General features: G+C 60.0%; 18 protein-coding genes. 10 read left to right on the top strand and 8 right to left on the bottom strand.

Annotation, left to right across the window (positions count from 1 at the left end; all coding sequences use genetic code 11):
- Positions 1-155: 155 nt before the first annotated feature.
- Both ACFOJ9_RS11435 and ACFOJ9_RS11430 read right to left on the bottom strand, forming a co-directional pair.
- Positions 156-1004 carry a 23S rRNA (adenine(2030)-N(6))-methyltransferase RlmJ gene (locus ACFOJ9_RS11435; RefSeq protein WP_378978969.1) on the bottom strand — a complete coding sequence of 283 codons (849 nt, stop codon included), beginning with the start codon at positions 1002-1004 and terminating at the stop codon, positions 156-158.
- On the bottom strand, positions 1001-1612 hold the full coding sequence (locus ACFOJ9_RS11430; RefSeq protein WP_378978968.1) for a hypothetical protein: 612 nt from the start codon (positions 1610-1612) through the stop codon (positions 1001-1003). Before ACFOJ9_RS11430 ends, ACFOJ9_RS11435 begins: the two co-directional genes overlap by 4 nt.
- Positions 1613-2679: 1067 nt before the next feature.
- Between ACFOJ9_RS11430 and ACFOJ9_RS11425 the strand changes: the two genes are divergently transcribed.
- Both ACFOJ9_RS11425 and galE read left to right on the top strand, forming a co-directional pair.
- Positions 2680-3717, top strand: a complete 1038-nt coding sequence (locus ACFOJ9_RS11425; protein ID WP_378978967.1) for a UDP-glucuronic acid decarboxylase family protein — start codon at positions 2680-2682, stop codon at positions 3715-3717.
- Positions 3714-4793, top strand: coding sequence for a UDP-glucose 4-epimerase GalE (galE, locus tag ACFOJ9_RS11420; RefSeq protein WP_378978966.1), 1080 nt, complete (start codon positions 3714-3716; stop codon positions 4791-4793). Before ACFOJ9_RS11425 ends, galE begins: the two co-directional genes overlap by 4 nt.
- Here the strand turns inward: galE and ACFOJ9_RS11415 are convergent.
- Positions 4747-5175, bottom strand: coding sequence for a hypothetical protein (locus ACFOJ9_RS11415; RefSeq protein ID WP_378978965.1), 429 nt, complete (start codon positions 5173-5175; stop codon positions 4747-4749). The genes galE and ACFOJ9_RS11415 overlap by 47 nt on opposite strands.
- 388 nt (positions 5176-5563) lie before the next feature.
- Positions 5564-6067, bottom strand: a complete 504-nt coding sequence (locus ACFOJ9_RS11410; RefSeq protein WP_378978964.1) for a DUF995 domain-containing protein — start codon at positions 6065-6067, stop codon at positions 5564-5566.
- A 331-nt stretch (positions 6068-6398) separates the two neighbouring features.
- On the opposite strand from ACFOJ9_RS11410, the gene ACFOJ9_RS11405 reads away from it, so the two are divergent.
- The 3 genes from ACFOJ9_RS11405 (at position 6399) to ACFOJ9_RS11395 (ending at position 10186) form a co-directional block, all read left to right on the top strand.
- Positions 6399-8027, top strand: a complete 1629-nt coding sequence (locus ACFOJ9_RS11405) for an ArnT family glycosyltransferase (protein ID WP_378978963.1) — start codon at positions 6399-6401, stop codon at positions 8025-8027.
- A 186-nt stretch (positions 8028-8213) separates the two neighbouring features.
- On the top strand, positions 8214-9140 hold the full coding sequence (locus ACFOJ9_RS11400) for a lysylphosphatidylglycerol synthase domain-containing protein (RefSeq protein WP_378978962.1): 927 nt from the start codon (positions 8214-8216) through the stop codon (positions 9138-9140).
- 44 nt (positions 9141-9184) lie between these two features.
- Positions 9185-10186, top strand: a complete 1002-nt coding sequence (locus tag ACFOJ9_RS11395; protein WP_378987720.1) for a glycosyltransferase family 2 protein — start codon at positions 9185-9187, stop codon at positions 10184-10186.
- 269 nt (positions 10187-10455) lie between these two features.
- On the opposite strand, the gene ACFOJ9_RS11390 is transcribed toward ACFOJ9_RS11395, so the two are convergent.
- Both ACFOJ9_RS11390 and ACFOJ9_RS11385 read right to left on the bottom strand, forming a co-directional pair.
- Positions 10456-10764, bottom strand: coding sequence for a hypothetical protein (locus ACFOJ9_RS11390; protein ID WP_378978961.1), 309 nt, complete (start codon positions 10762-10764; stop codon positions 10456-10458).
- A 391-nt stretch (positions 10765-11155) separates the two neighbouring features.
- Complete coding sequence (locus ACFOJ9_RS11385) at positions 11156-13036, bottom strand: glycosyltransferase family 2 protein (protein WP_378978960.1); 1881 nt, start codon at positions 13034-13036, stop codon at positions 11156-11158.
- A 624-nt stretch (positions 13037-13660) separates the two neighbouring features.
- On the opposite strand from ACFOJ9_RS11385, the gene ACFOJ9_RS11380 reads away from it, so the two are divergent.
- A complete protein-coding gene (locus ACFOJ9_RS11380) occupies positions 13661-14584 on the top strand; it encodes a glycoside hydrolase family 26 protein (RefSeq protein ID WP_378978959.1) in 924 nt (307 codons plus the stop codon).
- 133 nt (positions 14585-14717) lie between these two features.
- Positions 14718-15236: a DUF995 domain-containing protein gene (locus ACFOJ9_RS11375; RefSeq protein ID WP_378978958.1), complete on the top strand. Its 519-nt coding sequence runs from the start codon at positions 14718-14720 to the stop codon at positions 15234-15236.
- 126 nt (positions 15237-15362) lie between these two features.
- Here ACFOJ9_RS11375 and ACFOJ9_RS11370 read toward each other — a convergent pair whose 3' ends face one another.
- Positions 15363-15812 (bottom strand): DNA polymerase III subunit chi, encoded by a 450-nt coding sequence (locus tag ACFOJ9_RS11370; RefSeq protein WP_378978957.1) that lies wholly within the window; start codon positions 15810-15812, stop codon positions 15363-15365.
- 28 nt (positions 15813-15840) lie between these two features.
- Positions 15841-17352, bottom strand: coding sequence for a leucyl aminopeptidase (locus ACFOJ9_RS11365; protein ID WP_378987717.1), 1512 nt, complete (start codon positions 17350-17352; stop codon positions 15841-15843).
- 352 nt (positions 17353-17704) lie between these two features.
- Between ACFOJ9_RS11365 and lptF the strand changes: the two genes are divergently transcribed.
- Genes lptF through ACFOJ9_RS11350 form a run of 3 tightly spaced genes read left to right on the top strand, consistent with a single transcriptional unit; the run spans position 17705 to position 22433 of the window.
- Complete coding sequence (gene lptF / locus ACFOJ9_RS11360; RefSeq protein WP_378978956.1) at positions 17705-18907, top strand: LPS export ABC transporter permease LptF; 1203 nt, start codon at positions 17705-17707, stop codon at positions 18905-18907.
- Complete coding sequence (gene lptG / locus ACFOJ9_RS11355) at positions 18904-19989, top strand: LPS export ABC transporter permease LptG (protein WP_378987714.1); 1086 nt, start codon at positions 18904-18906, stop codon at positions 19987-19989. The genes lptF and lptG overlap by 4 nt, the downstream gene beginning before the upstream one ends.
- Complete coding sequence (locus ACFOJ9_RS11350) at positions 19989-22433, top strand: LPS-assembly protein LptD (protein WP_378978955.1); 2445 nt, start codon at positions 19989-19991, stop codon at positions 22431-22433. The genes lptG and ACFOJ9_RS11350 overlap by 1 nt, the downstream gene beginning before the upstream one ends.
- The last annotated feature ends 4 nt before the right edge of the window (positions 22434-22437 follow it).

The raw sequence follows: 22437 nt of genomic DNA, 5'->3' as shown, positions 1-22437 counted from the left end.
GTCAACGATGGTTTCCCAGTTGGGAACTGCGTTGGCCAAAGCCGGTCTTGCGCGAGCCCCTGGTCGCTAAAAAGCCCGCTTTCCTCACCCTTCCGGAACGCGGGCTTTTCGCGCCTGGCGCCGAACGGCGAGATCCGAAGTCCTCCCCGTCAAGCCTATTCCCCGGCCAGCCATTCCAGCGACCAGTGGGCCGGCCTCCCCACCGCAAGCAATCTGTGCAAAGCCGGCAGCAATGCGCGCAGTTCGCCTTCCAGCGTGAAAGGCGGATTGACCACCAGCAGGCCGCTGCCGTCGAGGCTGGGCTCCGAAGAGGCCGGCCTGATCTCGAATTCTATGTCGAGCAACTTCGGGATGCCGGATTGCTTCAGCGCCTTGCGGAAGGCGATGATCGCCTTGCGGTCCTTGATCGGATACCACAGCGCATAGATGCCGCCGGGCCACCGCTTGTGCGCCCTCATGAGCCCGTCGACGAGGCGCTCGAACTCGCCCGCTTCCTCGAATGGCGGATCGATGAGAACCAGGCCGCGCTTTTCCTTCGGCGGCAGATGCGCGCCGAGCGCCAGCCAGCCATCGAGTTCGATGATCCTGGCCTGGAAATCACCGGCAAAGAGCGTCCTCAGCTTCGCGACATCCTTGGAGTGCAGCTCGATCGCTGTCAGCCGGTCCTGCTTGCGCATCAGATGACGCGCGATCAGCGGTGAGCCCGGATATTTCTGGATGCCACCCTCGGGGTTGAGTGAGCGCACCGTGTCCAGATAAGGCGCAAGCAGTGCCGCCACCGGTGCTGCAAACGGGGCATCGATCAGCCTGCCGATGCCGCCTTGCCACTCACCGGTCTTCTGCGCTTCGATCGACGACAGATCGTAGCGGCCGATGCCGGCATGCGTGTCGATGACGCGAAACGCCTTGTCCTTCTGCTTCAGATACTCGAGCAATCGCGTCAGCACGACATGCTTGACGACGTCGGCGAAATTCCCGGCATGATAGGCGTGGCGGTAGTTCACGTGGAGCCCCTGCCCCAACGCGGCGGTGGCGGCTGCGAGTTCGGATTCTCCGGCCGGCCGCCGCCAGAGCGTAGGCTCAGCAAAAACCCGATCAAGCCGATCGCCATCAGCGAGAAGCCGACCGGCCGTGCACGGCTGTCGATCTCGCCGACACCGGAGCGCAAGATGAGATCGACCGCTCGCATCGGTATGTCGTCGGCATCACCCGGTCCGACGGTGAAGATATAGGGGCCCGGGCTGACGGTCGCGATCACGCCGGCCTCATCGCGAAAAATCTTGTCGGGCAGCTGCGGGCTGGCCTGGCGCGGGTTGTCGGAATGGTTGAACTGCAGCGTCGAGGCGAGCACCGTGCGGCCATTGCTGGCGGCGGTCAGCGTCAGCACGGTGCGCTGCTGCGAGACGATGCGCTCGGCTCTTGCGGTCAGGTCGAGCAACACCCGCACCGGTGCGTCGCGGGCGGCGAGCGGTACCGTGACCGGCTTGAAGCGGCCCTGCTCATAGGCCCGCCAGGTGCCAATCTCATGGCCGGAGAAATTGCTCATCGCCCAGGGATAGATGACACCGATGCCGGTGCCGGCGAGCAAGATCAGGACAAACAGAAAGCGCATTCAGATCACCACAGCGTATCGTGACCTTGCCAATAGCGCCCTGACGATCAAAAGGCGATGGCCAGTTGCCGCAGCTACCCAGGAGGTGGATCATGCGGGTGCGGGAGCAACCAGATTGGTGACGCGGCCGCCCGACAATGCAGACAAGGTTCTACCTATGCGCTCAAAAGCCATCGCTAAAATGAGCGGTATTCCACTAAGAAATGAACGTCCATGTGCGCGTTCCGACGAAATGGGACCATTGACTTGCGCCTTGCAAATGAGTGGCCTTGATGTACAAATATTACGGTCAGCATCATGAAGAGAAGATGAAATAAAAATTGGCAATTGCAAACCAATTTGTCTACAAATCTTTGCCAATTAGCTTTCTCCCCATGCTGCCGAGCTGCGGTGCGACTGCTGTAGGCCAAGCCATCTCGTATGAATACTCATATCCGGATGTTTATATCTGCAACCCGAGCGGGTTTTGGTAACAATCTCATTGCGTTCTGAAAATTTGACTGTCACTCAGATCGTAAAATTCCGTTTTTCGGCTGAATGTTCCCAGGCTGGTGCCCCGAATTGCGCCACATGCTCATTCTTAGCGCCTCCTCGCCTCCAGCTTTGATTCTGCCTTGAGAACAGCTTGTAGCGTCCGACTACATATTTTCGAGGGCCGAGCCAATACGCTGATTCATAACGAGGATCGGCCTGGGCCACCCGCAGCTCAGCCTTGAGGAGCCGACGCGATCACATGATTAACATTCGCAAACGGATGTAGTTAAGAAAATGCTAATTTAGTTGACTATAATTTCCACAGGTATATTTTCGATGCGTTGGGATGTGCAATTTGGGCGAGCAATCGACGATGATGGCATCAGGCGTATGATCGCGGTTTCGGGGCGCAGAAAAGTGCTGAACGGCTACACATAGGTCGTGTCGTAGCACCAATTCCGCGAACCCAAAGAACAATTAACGCACATCAGTGATGGCGATTCCGCAGATGCGGAGGTTTGCCACGTTCTCAAGGACGTGGCCGGGCGATGCTTTGTCCCGGCCCGGCGGTGGCGTGTGCGTGCGAGGTAAGCATGGGTAAGCTTGTCAAGGTTCTGAAACTGGAATCCGGCAGCCAAAGGGGCGCCAACCAAAACCGAAGCCGCGCCCTGGTCGCCGGAGGCGCGGGATTTTTAGGATCGCATCTGTGCGAACGTCTTTTGCGGGACGGATACGAGGTTGTCGTGCTCGACAATTTCCACACCGGCAAGAGATACAATCTCAATGCCCTTCTGCGTAATCCGAGATTCACGTGCATCGAGCACGATATCGTCGATGGACTGCCTTCGGGCCTTCAGTGCGATGAGATCTACAATCTCGCCTGCCCAGCCTCTCCGCCGCACTACCAGGCAGACCCGATCCATACCTTCAAGACAAGCGTGCTTGGTTCGCTGAACCTTCTGGAGCTCGCGCGACAGAACAAGGCCAAGATATTCCAGGCCTCGACGTCCGAAGTCTATGGCGACCCCTTCGTGCACCCACAGCCTGAGAGCTACTTCGGCAACGTCAATACGCACGGACCGCGGTCCTGCTACGATGAAGGCAAGCGCTCGGCCGAAACCCTGTTCTTCGACTATTCGAGAACCTATGGCCTCGATATCCGCGTCGCGCGCATTTTCAACACCTACGGCCGCCGCATGCAGCCCGATGACGGGCGCGTGGTTTCGAACTTCATCGTCCAGGCGTTGCGCGGCAAAGACCTGACCGTCTACGGCAGCGGCCTGCAGACGCGCTCCTTCTGCTATGCCGACGACCTGATCGAGGGCTTTATCCGGCTGATGAACGCGCCGAGCACGCCCGCGCACCCGGTTAACCTCGGCAACCCTGCCGAGTTCACCATCATGGAACTGGCGACGCTGGTCGTCGATTACACCAACGCCCGATCGAAGATCGTGCATCGGCCGCTGCCGGTCGACGACCCCAGACAGCGCAAGCCGGACATTTCCTTTGCCAAGGCCAATCTCGGCTGGGAGCCGAAAGTCAGCCTGCGCCAGGGGCTCGCGCGTACCGTCGAGTATTTTGACACCCTGCTCTACGGAGGTCAGAGCGCCAAAGGAGCCGCGGCTTCATGACCCAGCCGGCAATCCTGGTGACGGGAGGGGCCGGCTTCATCGGCAGCCACACCTGCAAGCTGCTGGCCGCGGCCGGCTATTTGCCGGTGGTTTTCGACAATCTGAGCCGCGGCAACGAGAAGTCCGTCGCCTGGGGCCCGCTTGTCGTCGGCGATACCCGGAACCAGAATGCGCTGCAGGCGGCGATGAAGACGTATCGACCGACGGCAGTCATCCACTTTGCGGCGCTGGCCTATGTTGGCGAGTCCGTTCGCGAGCCGGCCGAATATTACTCGACCAATGTAACAGGCACCATCGCGGTGCTCGACGCGGCGCGCGCGAGTTCCATCGAGAACATCATCTTCTCCAGCAGCTGCGCAACCTACGGCGTGCCGGAAGCGTTGCCCGTGCGCGAGACCTCCGCGCAAAATCCGATCAGCCCTTACGGGCGCACCAAGCTGATGGGCGAACAGATCATCGGCGACTATGCGTCCGCATATGGAATGAAATTCGCGATCCTGCGCTATTTCAACGCTTGCGGCGCCGATCCCGACGGCGAGCTAGGTGAGTGGCATTCGCCGGAGACGCACCTGGTTCCCAGAGTGCTCATGGCCGCATCAGGCATCATCGACGAGATCGAGGTTTTCGGCACGGACTACGATACGTCGGACGGCACCTGCGTACGCGACTATATCCATGTCAGCGATCTGGCCCGCGCCCATCTGAAAGCCCTCATGCATCTTGAGGGCGGCGGACAAAGCCTGGCGGTCAACCTTGGCACCGGGCGGGGCATATCCATCAAGGAGATTGTCCAGGCGGTCAGCCGAATGACGTCAAGATCGGTTCCGGCCGTCTTCAGGAGCCGGCGCCCGGGCGACCCGGCGGCACTCTACGCCGATCCGGGAAGCGCACGCGAACAGCTTGGCTTTGTGCCGGAGCTTTCCGACATCGACACGATCGTCAGGACGGCTGCCCCATTCTTTGGGCTGGCGACGAAGCCGACGAAACTGCCGCCAACCGAGGCGGCAGCGTCTGTCGCCGCTCGACAGATCAGAGATAGCGGGGGCGGCAGCTCGCGCGTTGGCCAAACCCGCTAGGGCTGCAGATATAAGGCGAACCGCCCAGGGACGTGCCGCCATCGCCCGGATTGAAAGAGACTTTCACCGGCGCCGGCGTGCGGACTTTGATCCGCTGCGGCGATGCAAAGGCGTAATCTCTTTCAGCTTCAGCCGTGCGCACTGTGCTGGTCATCTGGATCGTCGGCTCGGCTCTGAGCGAACGCACGAAGAATCCAGCTTGTACCGGCTGGACCGCGGGCCGGCTGCGGACCGCGTGGACCACAGGCTTGATGAGGACCGAATTGGTTTCGGTCGCATCCATACCCTGACAGCCTGCAACCGCAGAGATCATCGCTACAGCACCAACAATAGATATGATATTTTTGCTTGAGCGAAATGCGCCCATTGCGGAATTATTCATCATGTGTCCCTTGTTATCAAGTATAAGCCATGGGCGCGTTGCGACATACTATGCTTTCGTCGCTTTCACGCCGCATGAGTAACCACTCGCACATCACGCGGGAACATTAGACATCACTAATTATTAAATTTCATGAAAACCTGTGGGAGGCCCACCGTCTCGTCGTTCTGTCAGATACATCTCGTCGTTCTGTCAGATACATCTCGTCGTTCTGTCAGATACAATTGAATGCGATCAATCGGCGGCCGGCGCGCGGACCGCTCCAGCCGAACCGCTTGATGCTTCACCATAAGCGATTCGCCGGTTCCTTGACAGGCGTCCGGAGGGGGATCGCGAAAATCGCTGGCTGTGTCATGGCTCATGCCGGCAATGCTTGCTGAAACACGGCCTAGATCTTGGAATCGACCAGCTTGCGGGTTTCCTCGAACTGCGCGCGCTTTGTGTCGCCTGTTTCGAATTTCCTGTGTTCGTCGGAAGTATCCTCGGGAGATCGCTTGAAACTGTACCATTCCCCGTCCGGGTCCTTGCGTTGCTCGATGTTCCCGCCCTGGATGCGATGGCTGTAGCAGGTGCGATGCTGCTCGCCGGTGTAGCTCTTCGACCGCCAGGCGAGTTCCATGCACATCTTGCCGTCCTTGGTCACCAGCCATCTGCCCTCCGCGACAGACGCCGTGTCCTGCCCCGACGTCCAGGCCTCGAGGCGTCGATTGGCCTGCGCGAAATAAGCCGCTCCGTTTTTCCATACCCATGTGCGGTCGGCATAAAGAAGCTGCAACTCGTAGGCAGTTGGAACAGGAGCGGTATCCGCTTTCGCAGGTCCGCTGTCTTTGGCGGCGGCCGCGTGCGCCGTTCCCGAAAGGGCCGTCTGACCGCAGAGGGCCAGGAGAAACATAAGCTGCGTGCAACTTGCGAACCGACGTTCCTTGCGTTGCCGACAGTCGACACCAAGCGGTGGCAATCTGGTCAGAGCTGTCGGTACAATTGGCGTTCGCATGCCTGGTTGGCCCAAGGTAGCACTATCAGCGCTCTGACAGCCGTACGTACTATTTAACAGTCGCGAGAACAGTGATGTCAACCTTTGCGAAGCGGACGGACAACAACTATTCGAGACGCGCGCGCGGCCTGCAATCGTCAAAATTAAGAATTGCGTCGTATAGTCCTCCACCTCTGACAATCGCGCACAAAAGCAACATCCGCAGACGTCAGGGAGGACGCGGTTTCAAATGACGGACGACCCGGAGTTGAATCAAGCCGAAGGTCAGCAATACCTGCAGCAGTCGACCGACCGGGGCATGGCTGCTCGCAACTACCTGAGCCCCAACACGGCGATCTTGCTGGGAATCCTGTCCATTGCAGTCGTGTTCAGGTTCCACAACATCACCTTGCCGCTGGTCGATGCCTTCAGCTGGCGCGAGACAAGCACGGCCATGATGGCCGACAATTTCCAGCAGCGCAGCTGGAACATCTTCTTCCCCGAGGTCAGCTGGACCGGACCAGGGCCAAGCTATCAGGGCCGCGAGTTCCAGATCGTCAGCTATCTGACCGCCCTGCTCTATCAACTCTTCGGCTGGCACGACTGGTTCGGCCGTATGGTTGCGGCCTTCTTCGGTCTGGTGACGGTCTTTTCGCTGCACCGGCTGACAGCCCTGTGCTGGGGCGAAACACACGCGCATGTCGCAGCTCTGGCCTACGCGCTGATGCCCGCGACAATCATGATCGACAGTTCGTTTCTTCCCGACCCCTCGATGCTGGCTCTGGTAACCTTGGGCGTCTGGCTTTTCACGAAATACTGGGTGGGAGGCAGTGAGTGGCTACTCCCTCTCGCCACAGCCAGCTTTTCCCTTGGCGTGCTTGCAAAACCACCGGGTTTGGCTGCCGGAGGTGTCATATTCTATCTGATGGTTTGCTGGCTTCTACAAAATCGGCGGAGGCAGACGGCCAAAGTATTCATAAGCGGACTGGTCAGCCTGGCCGTCATCGCTGCTTACTACAGCTGGGCCATTTATCTCGGGCGCACCTATCCGCCGTTTCATGTCGCGGGCAGCGGATACATCTGGGATTCCGGATTCTGGGCGTTTTTCAAGAACGATTTCTATTTCAAATCCGTTTGGAATACGTCGGTCTGGTGGTTTTACGGCTATCCGTTCATGATTTTGATGGCGGTAGGATTCTGGATGCCACCCCAGCCCGTCGCGGAACCGAAAGAGCGCTTGCTTTCGGCGATACCTTTCGTGTGGCTAGCTGCGGCTTTCGTGGTTTATCTCGCAGCGGCACGTGAGATCACGAACAATCCGTGGAACTACCATATATTCCACGTGCCATTTGCGATGTTTTGCGGCCGTGGCGCGCTCGTCCTGGCTACGCTTGGAGCCAAAACCATTTTGTCTCCTGGGGTCGTTGTTCGATCAGTTTGCATCGTCGCCGCTACGCTTATCTGGTCTACTTTTCCTCTTGTCGAGACGATGAAGACGCCCTTCGCCATGAATGGAAAGTTGCTTGGCGACGAGTTGGCGCGCAGGGCCCGGCCTGGCGATCTTGTCGTGGCCATCGCTCCGGAGGTGGGAGATCCTGTCGCTGTCTATTACAGCAGGGCGCGCGGGTGGGTATTTCCGCCCGGTGGCGGCGATGTCGAGTGGTCCAGGTTCGTCGAGGACGATGCCATCGCGATAGCACAACTTGAGGAACTTCGCACGCAAGGCGCGGATTGGTTTGGTGTGGCAAAGGATGCCGAAGACAGCCAAAAACGGCCGTTCCTCGAGCATCATGACGGGGTGATCGACTATCTCAACAAGATCGGGACCAAGCAGGTGGATTCAGACAACCTCCTGATTTATGAAATCAGCCGGCCTTGATCTGGTCAGGCCGTTGGGCTTATGGGCTGGGGATCAGGCAAACGTTGGAAATTCGGCGACGGTCAGTGACCTTGCGAATCCGCCCTCGCCTGCCCAATGCAGCCAGCTAAGCGAGACAAGCCGGCCAGCAAGGTCCAAGATCTCTACGCGGCTGGCGGAATTCGACGGTTGCGACCGGAGGAATTGTTGAAACGAGCGATTTCGATCATTGTGACACTGGCTTTGCTGGCCTGGCTGGCCAGCGACTCGCGCTGGCGGATGGTCGGCGACGCCTTCGACCGCGTCACGCTCGGCACGTTCGCGGTGGCGACGATCGCGTTCTTCGTCACCTATGTCTTGCGTGCGCTGCGCGTCTGCGACGAGTTCCGCGACGAGGTGCATGGCCGTTTCGGCGCCTGCCTGCGCGTCATTCTGATCCACAATGCGATGATCAACGTCGTACCCTTCCGCGGCGGCGAGACGGCCTTTCCCCTGCTCCTGCGTCAGGTCTTCGGCGTACCGATCATGCGCGCCAGCGCCTCGCTGCTGTGGTTCAGGCTGCAGGACGCCTTCGTCGTCGGCGTGCTGGCCTTGGCGGTGTGGCCGGGGCTGCATCCGGCGATAAGGGTCGCTGGCGTGGCCGCCTTGATCGCCGCCGCCTGGTACCTGCCGCGCTGGGCGCGCGCTCCGCATGACTGGGCCGGGCGCAGCAGGATCGTGGCGAAGCTCGGCCTGCTTCGCGATATCTTCACCGAGGCGACCGGGCGCTCGCGCTACGGCTGGTGGTGGACGATCGCCAACTGGTCACTGAAGCTCGCCGTGCAGGGATGGCTGCTGGCGCTGATGCTGGGGACATCGTTCACCACCGCCTTTCCAGGCGTCGTCGGGGCCGAAGGCGCCGCAATACTGCCGGTGCAAGGCGTCGCTGGCTTCGGCACCTATGAAGCGGGAGCGGCGGCGGCGCTGCTCACCTCCGGCATCGCGATGAAGAGTGGCCTGCAGGCGGCGCTGGCGCTGCATCTGTTCATCTTCTGCTCGGCTATCGCCACGGGCGCGATCGCCTGGCTGTTTCCCTCGAAATCGACGCTGCCGGGGAACCCGGCTGTCGGACCTGCAAGGAAGCCATCCCAATGAACATATTGCCGATCCCTGCTTCGGGACTGCCTGACGGCGCGGTGATGCCGAACCATACGCTGTCCATCGTCGTACCCATGTACAACGAAGCCGAAAACGTCGAGCCGCTGCTGGCGCGGATTCACCAGGCGATGGAACGCTACAGCCAGCCGTGGGAGGTCGTGCTGGTCGATGACGGCAGCACCGACGCGACGGTGAGCGAGATCAGGCGCCTGGCAGCGCATTACGGCCCGCATGTGCATGCGGTCGAGCTCGTGCGTAACTACAAGCAGACCGCCGCGATGCAGGCCGGCATCGACGCCGCGCGCGGCGACGTCATCGCCACGATCGACGGCGACCTGCAGAATGATCCCTTCGACATCCCGCGCATGGTCTACCGCCTGCTGAGCGAGGATCTCGACCTCGTGGTCGGCTGGCGCAAGGACCGCCAGGAAGGTTTTTTCATGCGCAGACTCCCCTCGCGTATCGCCAACGCGCTGATCGCGCGCGTCACCGGCGTCCGCCTCAAGGACTATGGCTGCAGCCTCAAGGTCTATCGCGGCGACGTCATCCGCAGCGTCAAGCTCTATGGCGAGATGCACCGCTTCATCCCTGCATGGCTGGCCACGGTGACGACCCCGAGACGCATCGCGCAGGAGGTGGTGACGCATCATGCCCGCATCCACGGCCAGTCCAAATACGGCATTTCGCGCACCTTCAGGGTCGTGCTCGATCTGGTGTTCATGTATTTCTTCATGCGCTATCGCACCCGGCCCGGGCATTTCTTCGGCGGCATCGGTATCGTGCTTGGGGCGCTGGGTTCGCTGATCCTTGCCTACCTGCTTTGCCTGAAGCTGTTTTTCGAAGAAGACATCGGAACACGCCCGATGCTGTTCACCGGCTTCTTCCTGCTCATCGCCGGGGTGCAGATGGTGACGTCGGGCGTGCTGGCGGAAATGCTGGCACGCGTCTATCACGAGGCGAACGGAGCATCGGCCTATGTCGCGCGGCCGCGGCCGGCGCCCGGTGACAATGACGGCTGGCACCGCCTCAGCCAGCCATCGTGACCTGACTGGAACGCCATGGAGGTTCTGCGCCCATGGTGACTGAGCAGCAGGCTTCATCGGCAGCGCACTGGAGAGGGATTTCGGTTTCAGGCGGAAGGTGCCAATCGAGGGCAAGGTTCGTCGACTGGTATCGCCAGGAATGGCGGCCGGAGGGCAAGAGGTAAGGCGCAACGTCTGCGCCAACCTCTCGCCCTCGACTCGCGCCCCCGGCGAAGACCAGAGCGGCGGACTCTTCAGTCAAATCGCGCCGCCCTTTTGGGTCTGATGTTCTAGTAACGCGAACGGCAGCTGGCGCGCTGGCCGAAACCGCTCGGGCCACAAATCCAGGGCGAACGACCCAGGAACGGGCCGCCATTGCCCAGGCGGTAGGAAACTTTCACCGGCGCCGGCCTGCCGACACGCTGCGGCCGCACGAAGGCCGCATAGGCCTCCTCCCTCGTGCGCGTCACGCTGGTCATCTGCGTGAGCGGTTTGCGGTTGATCAGATGCAGCCGCTTCTTCTTGACGTAGTGCACCTTCTTGCCGAGCGTATGCACCGCGGACTTTGTGCCGATCGAGCTGGTCTTGGTCGCGTCCATGCTCTGGCAACCGGACACTATCGAGATCAATGCAACAGCGGCAAATGCACATGCATATTTCTTGCCAATCCTTGCCCCTCGTTCCATAATTTTGTTCATCGCCATCCCCTGCCACGAATACAAGTCGCTGGAGCGCGGAGATCTATTTGCTCTTGTTTGCTTTCCGCGCCACGCGAGTAGCCCATCGCCACTCACATCATGGATTGTATATTAGGGGGGACTTATTAAAGATCATGCAAACGACATGATGAGCGCGGTCTTTCGGCGCTCGATCGGATATTATTAAAATTTGATCTTTTGAACTCGTGCCTGGCGTTGCCGCGGGTTGCCGGCCGGCTATCAAGGCAAATGCAGTTCAGGGAGCTGTTTGCGCACGGACGCCTTTTCGGCGTCAGCGTGGCGAATCCCAGCCGGGGTCAAAATGGAATGTGCGGGTTCCGATCCCGCCACGGCCGGCCCCAGAAACCGGATAGGCCACGCTGACGATGCGCACACTGCCTGCACCCTGCTGCAGCCCATATATGCCTTCCAGGCCGCGGTCATAAAACGCAGCGCCCGGGACGGAGAGCGCGACACCGGCGAGCGAGGCCTGCAAGGCGAGTTTCGCAACATTGCGCCGCAACGAAATTCTGTTCTCCATGAGGTGTCTGGCGATGATCACGACCACAAGCAACCCGTAGACGAACGCATTGAAGGCAGCGAGCCAGTAGAAGCCGGTGGCGTCCGAGGCGTGATCCACAAGAAGGACCGGCAGCGAAGCTCCGATTGCAAGCGCCACATAGGGAACGATGACGCGGGCAGGCAGCAGGTTTTTCGGGCCGCTGCCCTTGGGGGTAACGCGAAAATCGACGAACGACTTGGTCAGATAATCACGGATCGACGACAGCGTGCCCGCCAGCACCCACGGCCAACGCGCGAAGAACGAAAACAGCATTCCTTCCCAACTGATCGTCTTGGCGGTAAGCGGGCGCGACAGGCCGAAGGCCTTCAACAGCATCACCAGCATAATCAGGGAAATAGAGTTTGGCGCATAGTATAAAATGAAGTTGATATACGTCACATTGGCAAAGTTCTGCCCCATAAGAAGCGCGTATATCGGCATGGCGTACATGAAAAGCGAGAATACGGCGAACAGCGGATACCAGAGCTGGCGAAACAGGAACTGGAATTTCAGCCGTGGCGATACCTTGGAAAGGTATATGGGCGAGTATTCGAGCATGATCGTCATCAGGCTCCGCGACCATTGGAACTCCTGCGTGACGAGATCGGCGAAGGTTTGCGGGCCGTCGCCATGGGCAATGGCGTCTATCGCATGCACGCCGCGCCATCCAGCCGCAATGAACAGCATGGACGTCGAGTGATCTTCGGCCAATTCGGGGCCAAGGCCGCCGACTTGCTTCAGCGCGGCGGTTCGCACAGCATAATGCGAGCCGATGCAGAGCGGCGTTCCGTCGCCCGTGTGGCCGGACTGTAAGGGTCCGTGGAACATCCCTTCCGGAAACAGCCGGCCGCGCGCCGACCAGCTTTCCGCGGCATTGTTGTCGCAAATGCTCGGCGCCGAGACATAGCCAACCGCTGGGTCGGCAAAGGCAGCCAGGATTTCCCTGAGATAGGTTGGTGTCGGGACGTGGTCCGCATCCATCTGAGCGACGAAGTGGTAGCGTTCATAACCATAGTGGTCGTAGAAGAACGCCAGGTTCCCCTCCTTGCAGCGCGTCCGGCGCGGCCACACCTTGCGGTGATAGTCTTCCCGCCCGCGCCGCGTCGAAATCATGACGTTGTGGGCATCGCACCAGGCAACCGTTTCCTCGGAGGGGTCCTCGTCGGCCAGCCAGGTATCATGCGGATAGTCCTGCGCCAGCATTGCCTCGAGGGTTCGCGCAACCACGGAAAACGGCTCGGACGGGGCCTTGGTCACCACCATCGCGACCCGCGAATGCTTTGCGATCGCGTGAAGCCTGGACGGCTTTTTCATCGCATGCACGTTCAAGAGAAAATACATCGGCATGAACGTCAGCCATACGAGCGTGAGTGTTGCCAACATGTATGGAACGACGTGTTCGATGTGCTCGGGCTGCAGCCACCAGAACCAGAAAAATCCGAAGGTGACTGACCAGCAAGCAAGTCCCAGCCTCCAGATCTGCTGCTGGGTGGCCGACAGGACGGGCACCAGAAAAGGTGCCTTCTCCGCCGCCTTGCCCAGAGCCGCCCCATGCCGCCGTGTCGGCCTGGTCTTACTGCTGATGATTCTTACGTCCGCGGAAACACTCATACCGTACCGCCGCCATCCTGAGCAGCCGAACGACGGCTGACAAGCCTTCGAAACCCGGCCGTAGAATCCACTTACCTTTTCTTAGAGTCAACTAAATTAAGCGTTGCTTAACTATGCTTCTTAAGAGCTGGTTAACCCAACACCTTGAATCGCGAGGGCAATTCCGTGGAACATCGCCACCGACCAGCGCACTGGAATGACGAGCCGGCAAATTTTCAGCGTTGAAGAATTCGCCGATTGGGGCCAAGGCTGTCCTGTGGGGATCCGGCTCGAGGCAGCGTTACCATGTTGCGGGTGTCAGGGTTAATCAACCGTTAATTGTACTTGACTCTTGGCCGCGACAGGCTCTTAAATTAGCTAGGGATGATATATCGGAATGTTGGCGCGAATTTGTGAGTATCGCGGCGATACTTCTCTCTGTAGCTCCTCGGTGTTGGTGCCTTGAGAGATAATTTTGGGTGGGCTCCGTGCGAACGCTCGCATACCCGCCAATGGTCGCTCCGAAATCCCCGCAGATTCCGCCAATAGGGCCGATTGGTTTTGGACAGTCGTGTCGATCGAACATCGATGCGTACGGGCGAAGCTTTAACTTCCACAGGGAAGTTTAGGCCATGGGAGGTCGACATGAAGCACTCTGCAGCAAATGCACTTGCAATCGCGCTGGTATTGGGCGGGAGCGCCGCGTTCCCCACTGCAGGAGGCGCTGGCTCCGTAACCGCGACGGACCCCGTTCAGACGAGCAGCGCCGCTTCAGCGTTCGGATCCTATGATCCCTACGGGGACTTCAGCGCCGACAAGACTGCCAGTATCGAAGAGTTGTTCCTGCCTTGGGAAGACGTCGATCTGGCGACGCTGCCACTGGCCGACGCCTATGCGCTGCAACGCGGCCGTTCGCTGCTGATCACGGTCGAGCCGTGGACCTGGTCGAAGGACTGGCGCATCACCCCGCCCGAATTGCGCGACGGCATATTGAGCGGCAAATATGACGCCAACATGCAGGCAATCTGCGACCTGGTGGGACAGATGAAGAGCCCGGTGACCATTCGCTGGGCGCAGGAAATGGAGGACGACAACGGCCGCTTCACCTGGGCCAACTGGGCTCCCAAGGACTGGATCTCCGCTTACAAGCGCGAAGTCGATATCTGCCGCAAGGCTGCCCCCGCTGCCAAGTACATGTGGTCGCCCAAAGGCGAAGAGGGTCTGGAAAAATATTACCCCGGCGACGACTACGTCGACGTCATCGGCCTGTCTGTATTCGGTCTGCAAAAAAAGGATAATGACGAGGCCGGTCGTGACCGCACGTTCGCTGAGATGCTGAAGCCCGGCTATGACCGCGTCGCGGGTTTCAACAAGCCGATCGTGGTGGCGGAGCTCGGCTATGTCGGAAAGCAGGACTATGTGTCGAAGTGGCAGGACGATACCCGCAAGTCCTATGCGGAGTTCCCGGCGCTGACTTCGGTCGTCTATTTCAACCAGAAGGAAGTGTGGCCGTGGCTGGGTGGCTATGGTCTGCCCGACTGGAGGGTGACCCAGAACGTGCTGCCGTAGACGCATCGTGCTGATCCATCCCGAAGCGATCGGGATGGATCTCCAATCTCCTTGTGTGATCGTGGCCCATCCCGAACCAGTGGTCCGGGATGATGGCTGAGGCGTGGCGTAGATCAGTCTGTGGAGGAGTTTCGTGAAACGCGTAGTGGGAAATTGTCTCGGAGCGGCATTCGCCTGCTCCGTTCTTGTTCTTGCCTTCCAGGACCCTGCGACAGCCAAGGCGGTAACGAAAGTCGCCGAGCAGGCGCAAAAGGCCGCCGTGGTTCCTGACGACGGAGTCTACCAGATCTATCAGAACCATTCGTGGCTGTGGGGCAAGAAGGGCGCCGGGTTCTTTGCCGTCAAGCAGCGGCAGTTCGACGCCTGGACCCACGACAAAGGCAAGTCGGGCTATGGCGACGGCATGTGGTTCATTCCCGGCGGCGGCAAGCTGTGCTGGCGCGCGCAATGGCACGGCTCCTGGGGTGTGAAGGGCTCGATGACCTGCTTCGAGCATCGCCAGGTGGGAAAGGTTATCTACAAGCGTAAATCGCCTGATGGCGAATGGTACGTTTTCAAGAGCTCGCATCGCAACCGGTCGGACGAGTCGATGAAATTGAAATACGGCGACTACGTCACAAGGAAAATGAACCGCATCAAGGCAAAGCAGTAGATACTGTCTTCTGTGACAAGCCACTCGTCTAAAGCGGGTCGACTGAACGGTTCAGGCGACCTGCTTTAGATTTTTGTTTTTATGATTCCGTTCTCCCAAAACCGAGGTCACTTTGGGCGACATGCATTAGGCCTTGCGCTCCCAGCGGCGGTCTTGTGTCTGCTGCCAGTAGGTGACGGCATGGCCGGCGTCCTTCATCACCTTCCAGTGTCCCCGCGCCGCTTCGACCTGCGCGGCGTCGTGGCCGTCGAACAGGAACACGGCACGCTCGTAACCGCCAAGGTCGGGCGGCACCGCGCCGTCAACGAGGAACCTTATTTTAGCCTGGTTGGGATTACCGTCACCGGTGGTCAAGAGGATCGGCTGTTCGCCGGGATGAGCTTCACGATCGGTCGCGTGCGCGAGGAACGAATCGTCGCGGAAGGTCCAAAGATGCTGGTCGAGCGCATCGCGGCGTTCCTCGGTGCCGGTCTGCACCACGGCGCGCCAGCCACGGTCGACGCTGCGCTCCAGGAGGCCTGGCAGCGCATCCTCCAGCGTCGATTCGGTCAGGTGGTAGAACAGGACGTCGGCCATCGCTTCAGTCTATAGTAATTGAATTCGGTCACTGCTCATAATTGTCGCGCACCAGCCGGTCGAGCAGCCTGACGCCGAAACCCGATCCCCAGGACTGGTTGATCTCGTTCGACGGCGAGCCCATTGCCGTGCCGGCAATGTCGAGATGCGCCCAAGGCGTCTCCTTGACGAAGCGCAGCAGGAACTGCGCTGCGATGATGGCGCCGCCATAGCGGCCGCCGATGTTCTTCATGTCGGCGTTCTTGGAATCGATCAGCTTGTCGTATTCGGCACCGAGCGGCATGCGCCACAGCCGCTCCTGCGTTGCCTGCCCCGCCGCCGTCAGCTTTTCGGCCAATTCGTCATTGTTGGAAAACAGCCCGGCATAATGCTGGCCGAGCGCGACCATGACGGCGCCGGTCAGCGTCGCCAGGTTGACCATGAATTTCGGCTGGAAGCGGTCGTTACAGTACCACAGTGCATCGGCCAGCACGAGGCGGCCCTCCGCGTCGGTGTTGAGCACCTCGATGGTCTGGCCCGACATCGAGGTGACGATGTCGCCGGGACGCTGGGCATGGCCATCGACGGCGTTCTCGACCAGACCGATGATGCCGACGACATTGGCCTTTGCCTTGCGCGCGGCCAGCGCATGCATCAGGCCGGTGACCGCGGCGGCACCACCCATGTCGCCCTTCATGTCCTCCATGCCAGAGGCCGGCTTTATCGAATTACCGCCGGTGTCAAAAGTAACGCCCTTGCCGACGAAGGCGATCGGGCTGTCCTTTGGCTTGCCGCCGTTCCACTGCATGATCGCCATGCGGGCGCCGCGCGGCGAGCCTTGCGCGACACCGAGCAGCGAGCCCATGCCGAGCTTCTTCATCTCCTTCTCGGCGAGGATCTCGACCTTGACGCCGAGCGTCTCGAGTTCCTTGGCTCGGGCGGCGAATTCGACCGGCCCGAGCACGTTTGCCGGTTCGTTGACGAGGTCGCGCGCCAGAAGCACGCCATCGATCACCGCCTCGGCATCCGTGAAGGCTTTTTTGGCGGCAGCCGGATCGGCGGTGTGGATGGTCACCTTGACCGGCTTTTTCGGCTCGGCCTTGCCGTCGTCCTTGTCCTTCCTGGTCTTGTATTTGTCGAAGGAATAGCTGCGCAGAAGAATGCCCGCGGCAAGGCTTGCCGCATCCTTGCCGCTTGGTGACGCGCCGGCGAGATCGAGCACCACCGCGACATCGGTCGCCTTGCGCAGCGACGCGGCAATGGTGCCGCCAAGCTTCAGCCACCCATAGTCGTCGAGCCCCGACACCTTGCCTGCGCCTATCGCCACCAGCCTGTCGAGCGACGCGCCCTGCGGCGCCAGAACTTCCACTGTGCTGGCGAACTTGCCCGTGAACTCGACCACCGGAAAGGCCCGCTCCAGTGTCTTGCCGGGATCACAAGCTTTGGCAGCGTCGCTCAGACCGCCTTCATCCGCCAACAACACGAAGACTGTGCCCTTCTTGTTCGCCGCGGTCTGGGTTGCGGAAAATTTGGCGAAGGCGATCGACGGTCTTGGATTCATCATGTCCTGCTTTCAGAGAATGCGCAGCTTTTGGGGAAGCGGTTCGAAACGATGCGCGACATTTGGTCGTTTTCCGGCATTTGGCAAGACTTTGCCAAATTCACACCCCATATACCGATGGAATCGATGATGATTCTTCGCGGCACGGCCCCGCTTTTTTGCCGCAACCTGTTGTTAACCATCGATGTTCTCCCTTTCTTATCCATTCCCGCCGACACTCCGACCCGCCGGGGGGCGTGATGTGGGACGGAACCCGGATCGACCATCTGATGGAGCCAGTTGTGCAGGCGCTGCCGGACAGCTACCTTGTTCGGTGGCATGATGCCGTTCGAGAAAATCGAGAAAAGCCTTCATGAAGGTCGTTGAACGCTACATCATGCGCCGCGCGTTCGTGGTCTTCTTGGCAGCGCTCGTCTGGACGCTGGCCATCGTGTGGACGACGCAGGTGCTGGCAAAGATCGACCTGGTCACCGACAGCGGCCAGTCGGCGCTGACCTTCTTCGAAGTCGCTGCCCTCATTCTTCCGTCCATCATCCCGATCGTCGTGCCTTTTGCTCTTGTGGTGGCGGTCGCACAGACGCTCAGTGTCATGAATTCGGATTCCGAGCTCGCCGTCGTCAACGCCGCGGGCGCCTCGCGCTGGACGATCGTGCGGCCAATCATGCTTCTTGCGCTCGCAGCCGCCGTCTTTTCCTTTGCCGTCGACAACGGCATCGACCCTTATGCGCGGCAGAAAAACCGGGCCCTGGTGGCGTCATCGCGCGCGGATCTGTTGTCGCTGATCATCCAGGAAGGCACCTTCCGCAAGATCGAGGACGGGCTGTTCCTGCAGATCGGCGAGCGGCTTCCCGACAACCGGCTGGGCGGCATCTTCGTCGCCGATTCGCGCGAAGAAGGCGTCAACCTCGTCTACTACGCCAAGACCGGCAGCATCGTCGAACGCGGCGGCGAAAAGGTGCTGATGATGAATGACGGCGTCATCCATCGCAAAACGCTGACCGGCGATCTCTCCGTCATCCGGTTCACCTCGTATGCCTTCGACATGTCGGCCTTCATGGCGGCGGCTTCGGAGGTGACGCTCCTGCCGAAGGACCAGACGACCCAATACCTGCTCAACCCAAGCGCCAACGACAAGAATTATCAACAGACCCCCTATCAATACAAGGCCGAGGTCGACCAGCGGTTTTCGGAATGGACGTATTCCATGGTCTTCGCGCTCATCGCACTGGCGGTCGCCGGAGACGCGCGGTCGCACCGCGAGGCGCGCGTCAATCCGCTGATCACGGCCATCGCGATATCGCTGTTCGTGCGTTGGCTGGGCTTCTTTGCCGCCAGCAAGGCCGATGAGGTCCCGCAATATGCCTATATGGTCTATGGCGTGCCGATCGTGGCTTCCGCGGTGGCGATCTGGTTCATCGTCTCCAACCGGACCATGGAACTCCCGGTGGCCTGGGCCGACTGGATGACAAACTTCGCCACGCGCATCGGTGACAGCTGGAACGCTCTCAAACTGCGTTTCTCGAGACGCGGCACTTCAGGGCAAGGGGTCAGCTGATGGGCTGGACGCTGGGCCGCTATTTCTTCTTTCGCTATGTGACGATCACCATCTGGTTCTTCATTGGCCTTCTTGCGCTGGTGTTCCTGATCGATTTCACCGAACTATCCGGCCGCACCACCGGCCTGCCCGGCTTCACCTACGGAACGGCAGTGGCCATTTCGGGGCTCCGAATGCCGATGATCATGCTGCAGACGGTGCCGTTTGTCGGTCTGTTCTCTGCGATGGCGACGCTGGTGTCGCTCAACCGGCGCTACGAACTGGTCATCGCGCGTTCCGCGGGCGTTTCCGCCTGGCAGTTCCTGTTGCCCTGCTGCATCGGAGCCTTGCTGTTCGGCGTCCTGTCGGTTGGCGTCATCAATCCGCTCGCCGCCCACGCATTCTCCTGGTCCGAGCAGATCGAAACCCAGCTGCGTTCCGGCAAATCGAACACGGTTTCGGCCGACGCCGCGCCCTGGATTCGGCAGAAAACCAGTTCGGGGGACACCATCATCGGTGCACGGGCCATCCTGAACCAGGGCCTGGAGATGGCCGATGTCGTCTTTTTCATTCTCGACCCGCAAGGCAACATCGTCGAGCGCAAGGACGCAGCGCGCGCCTTCCTGCGCGACGGCTATTGGGAATTGCAGGACGTCAAGACGTTCCAGAACGGCACGATCCAGGCATCGGCAAGCGATCGCGTGCCGACCAATCTGAAGCCCGAATTCGTGCAAGAGCGGCTGGCGCGCCCCGAAACCATCCCTTTCTATGACCTGCCCGGAAAGATCGAGGTTGCCCGCTCTTTCGGCCTCAAGGCAAATGCCTTTGCCATGCAGTTTGATTCGCTGGTGGCGTTGCCGTTCCTTCTCGTCGCCATGACGCTGATTGCGGCAACGGTTTCAATGCGATTTGCTAGGATGGGGCAGTCGGCAACGATGATTCTGGGTGGCATCATCGCTGGCTTTCTGCTTTATGTCGTTTCGGTGCTGGTGAAGGCATTCGGCGTGGCGGGATTCGTGCCGACTGTCGTAGCCGCATGGGTGCCGGTCGTAGTGGCTATGTTCTTCGGGGTGACTTTCCTGCTATACAAGGAAGACGGCTAGTGAGGGAGGCGTTTTTGCCCAGCAACAGGCAGGCTCGTTTGGCGCGCCTCTATGCGGCGACCGCCTTGGCATGCGTGCTTGCCTGCGCCGTCCCGATGCCGGCGTTCGCGCAGGATGTCGGCGACATGGCGACATCGGTTCCGTCCGGCTCGCAGATGCTGCTGGCGGCCGATACGCTGGTCTACAACAATGACAACCAGACGGTGACCGCAGTCGGTGGTGTGCAGATCGATTATGGTGGCAATCGCCTTGTCGCCCAGCGGGTCGAATATAACCGCAACACCAAGCGGATGGTCGCGAGCGGCAACGTCGAAGTTATCAACAGCGACGGCACCAAGATCAATTCGGAACATATCGACATCACCGATGATTTCGCCGACGGTTTCGTCAACGCGTTGCGCGTCGAAACCATCGACAAGGCTTATTTCGCCGCCGAAAGTGCCGAGCGCATGGGCGGCGTGCTGACCACGTTCCACAATGGCGTCTACACCGCCTGCGAACCGTGCGAGGACAAGCCCGACAAAGCGCCGACCTGGCGCGTCAAGGCCAAGAAGATCATCTGGAACGGCGAGAAGAAGACGGTTCGCTTCGAGAATGCGAATTTCGAGTTCTTCGGTTTCCCGCTCGCCTATCTGCCTGCATTCGAAATTGCCGACCCGACGGTGAAGCGCAAGAGCGGCTTCCTGATTCCCAGCATCGTCTACAACGACGATCTCGGCGTCGGCGTGAAAATTCCCTATTATTTCGCATTGTCGCCGACCTATGACCTGACCGTCACCGGCACCGGCTACACCAAGCAGGGCTTCCTCGGTGAGGCCGAGTGGCGCCAGCGCTTCAACAACGGCCAGTACAGTTTGAAGATCGCCGGAATCCATCAGCAGGATCCCGATGCCTTCCTCGACACGACTGCTTTCCCCAGCACCGGTGGCCACAATGTCAATTCGGGTTCGGCGGGCGATCCCAACAAATTCCGCGGCATGATGGGAACCCAAGGCCAGTTCGCCATCAATCCGCGCTGGAATTTCGGCTGGGATGTGCTGCTGCAGACCGACAAGAACTTCTCGAACACCTACAACATCGACAAGTACAATAGCAGCGTCCACCAGTCGTCGGTCTATTTGACGGGCCTCAACGGCCGCAACTATTTCGACGTGCGTGCCATGCACTTCGATGTGCAGGAAGATACACCCGACGACAACATCTCCGCGCGAAGCGGACAACAGCCCTGGGTGCTGCCGTCGCTCGACTACGCCTATATTCCCGACGTATCGGTGGCCGGCGGCCAGCTGTCGCTCAATGTCAACGCGCGGGTCATCCGCCGCGAGGATCTCGATCAGGCTTTCTCAACCCCCTACGACTCAAGCACACTAACTCAGCGTGTCAGAGGTATAGAAGGCGAATCGGGGCGTCTCACCGCCGAGGCGGAGTGGAAGCGGAGCTTCGTCACCGATAGCGGGCTGGTGCTGACGCCGTTGCTCGCACTACAGGGCGACGTGGATTATCTCAGAGCTTCGTCGGCTTCGCTTGCCGCCATCCAAGAAATGGCAACGAATCCTGAGATAAACGCCAACGATGATATGCGCTCGTCATTTGCCCGGTACATGGCAACCGCGGGCCTCGAGATGCGTTGGCCGGTGCTGTTTTCCATGGCGAGCGGATCCAGCCACGTGATCGAGCCGATGGCGCAGGTTTTCATGCGGCCGAACGAGCAGTATGTCGGCGGTCTGGCCGTTCCCAACGAAGACGCCCAAAGCATGGTCTTCGACGCGACCACATTGTTCGAACGCGACAAGTTCTCCGGTTATGACCGCGTCGAAGGCGGTTCGCGCGCCAATGTCGGCTTCCGCTATTCCGGCTCGTACAACAATGGCTGGGGCACCAATGCGATCTTCGGCCAGTCCTATCAGATCGGCGGCGAGAACTCCTTCGCCGCGCCGGATCTGGTCAATGTCGGCGCCTATTCCGGTCTCGACACGACCAAGTCCGACTATGTCGGTCTGTTCGGCGTCAGCAGCCCCAACGGCTTCGCGGCCTCGGTCAGCGGCCGTTTCGACGAACAGAGCTTTGAAATCCGCCGCGCCGAGGTGAAGGCCGCCTATTCCGGCCTGCCGGTGTCGCTGAGCGCCAAGTATGCCTTCATCCAGGCGCAGCCACTGTACGGTTTCACGACCGACCGCCACGAGGTCACACTTGGTGCATCGACGCATCTCGCCGAGAACTGGCGCGTCTTCGGCACCGGAACCTACGACCTCGAGGAAAGCCTGCTGGTCAAGGATGGTGTCGGCTTCGCCTACAACGATTCCTGCTTCACCTATTTGATGACCTACTCGCAGTCGCGCGACATAAACACCAGGGAAGTGTCGCAGACCATCGGCTTCAATCTGTCGTTCCGCACCCTTGGCGATTTCGGCTCGTCGAGCAGTGCCATCGACACGATCCAGTAACAAT

Origin of the sequence: Mesorhizobium cantuariense (assembly GCF_042647205.1) — a bacterium.
GTDB lineage: Bacteria > Pseudomonadota > Alphaproteobacteria > Rhizobiales > Rhizobiaceae > Mesorhizobium > Mesorhizobium cantuariense.
The sequence above is the reverse complement of the archived record's forward strand: the minus strand, read 5'-3'. Positions and strand labels throughout refer to the sequence as shown.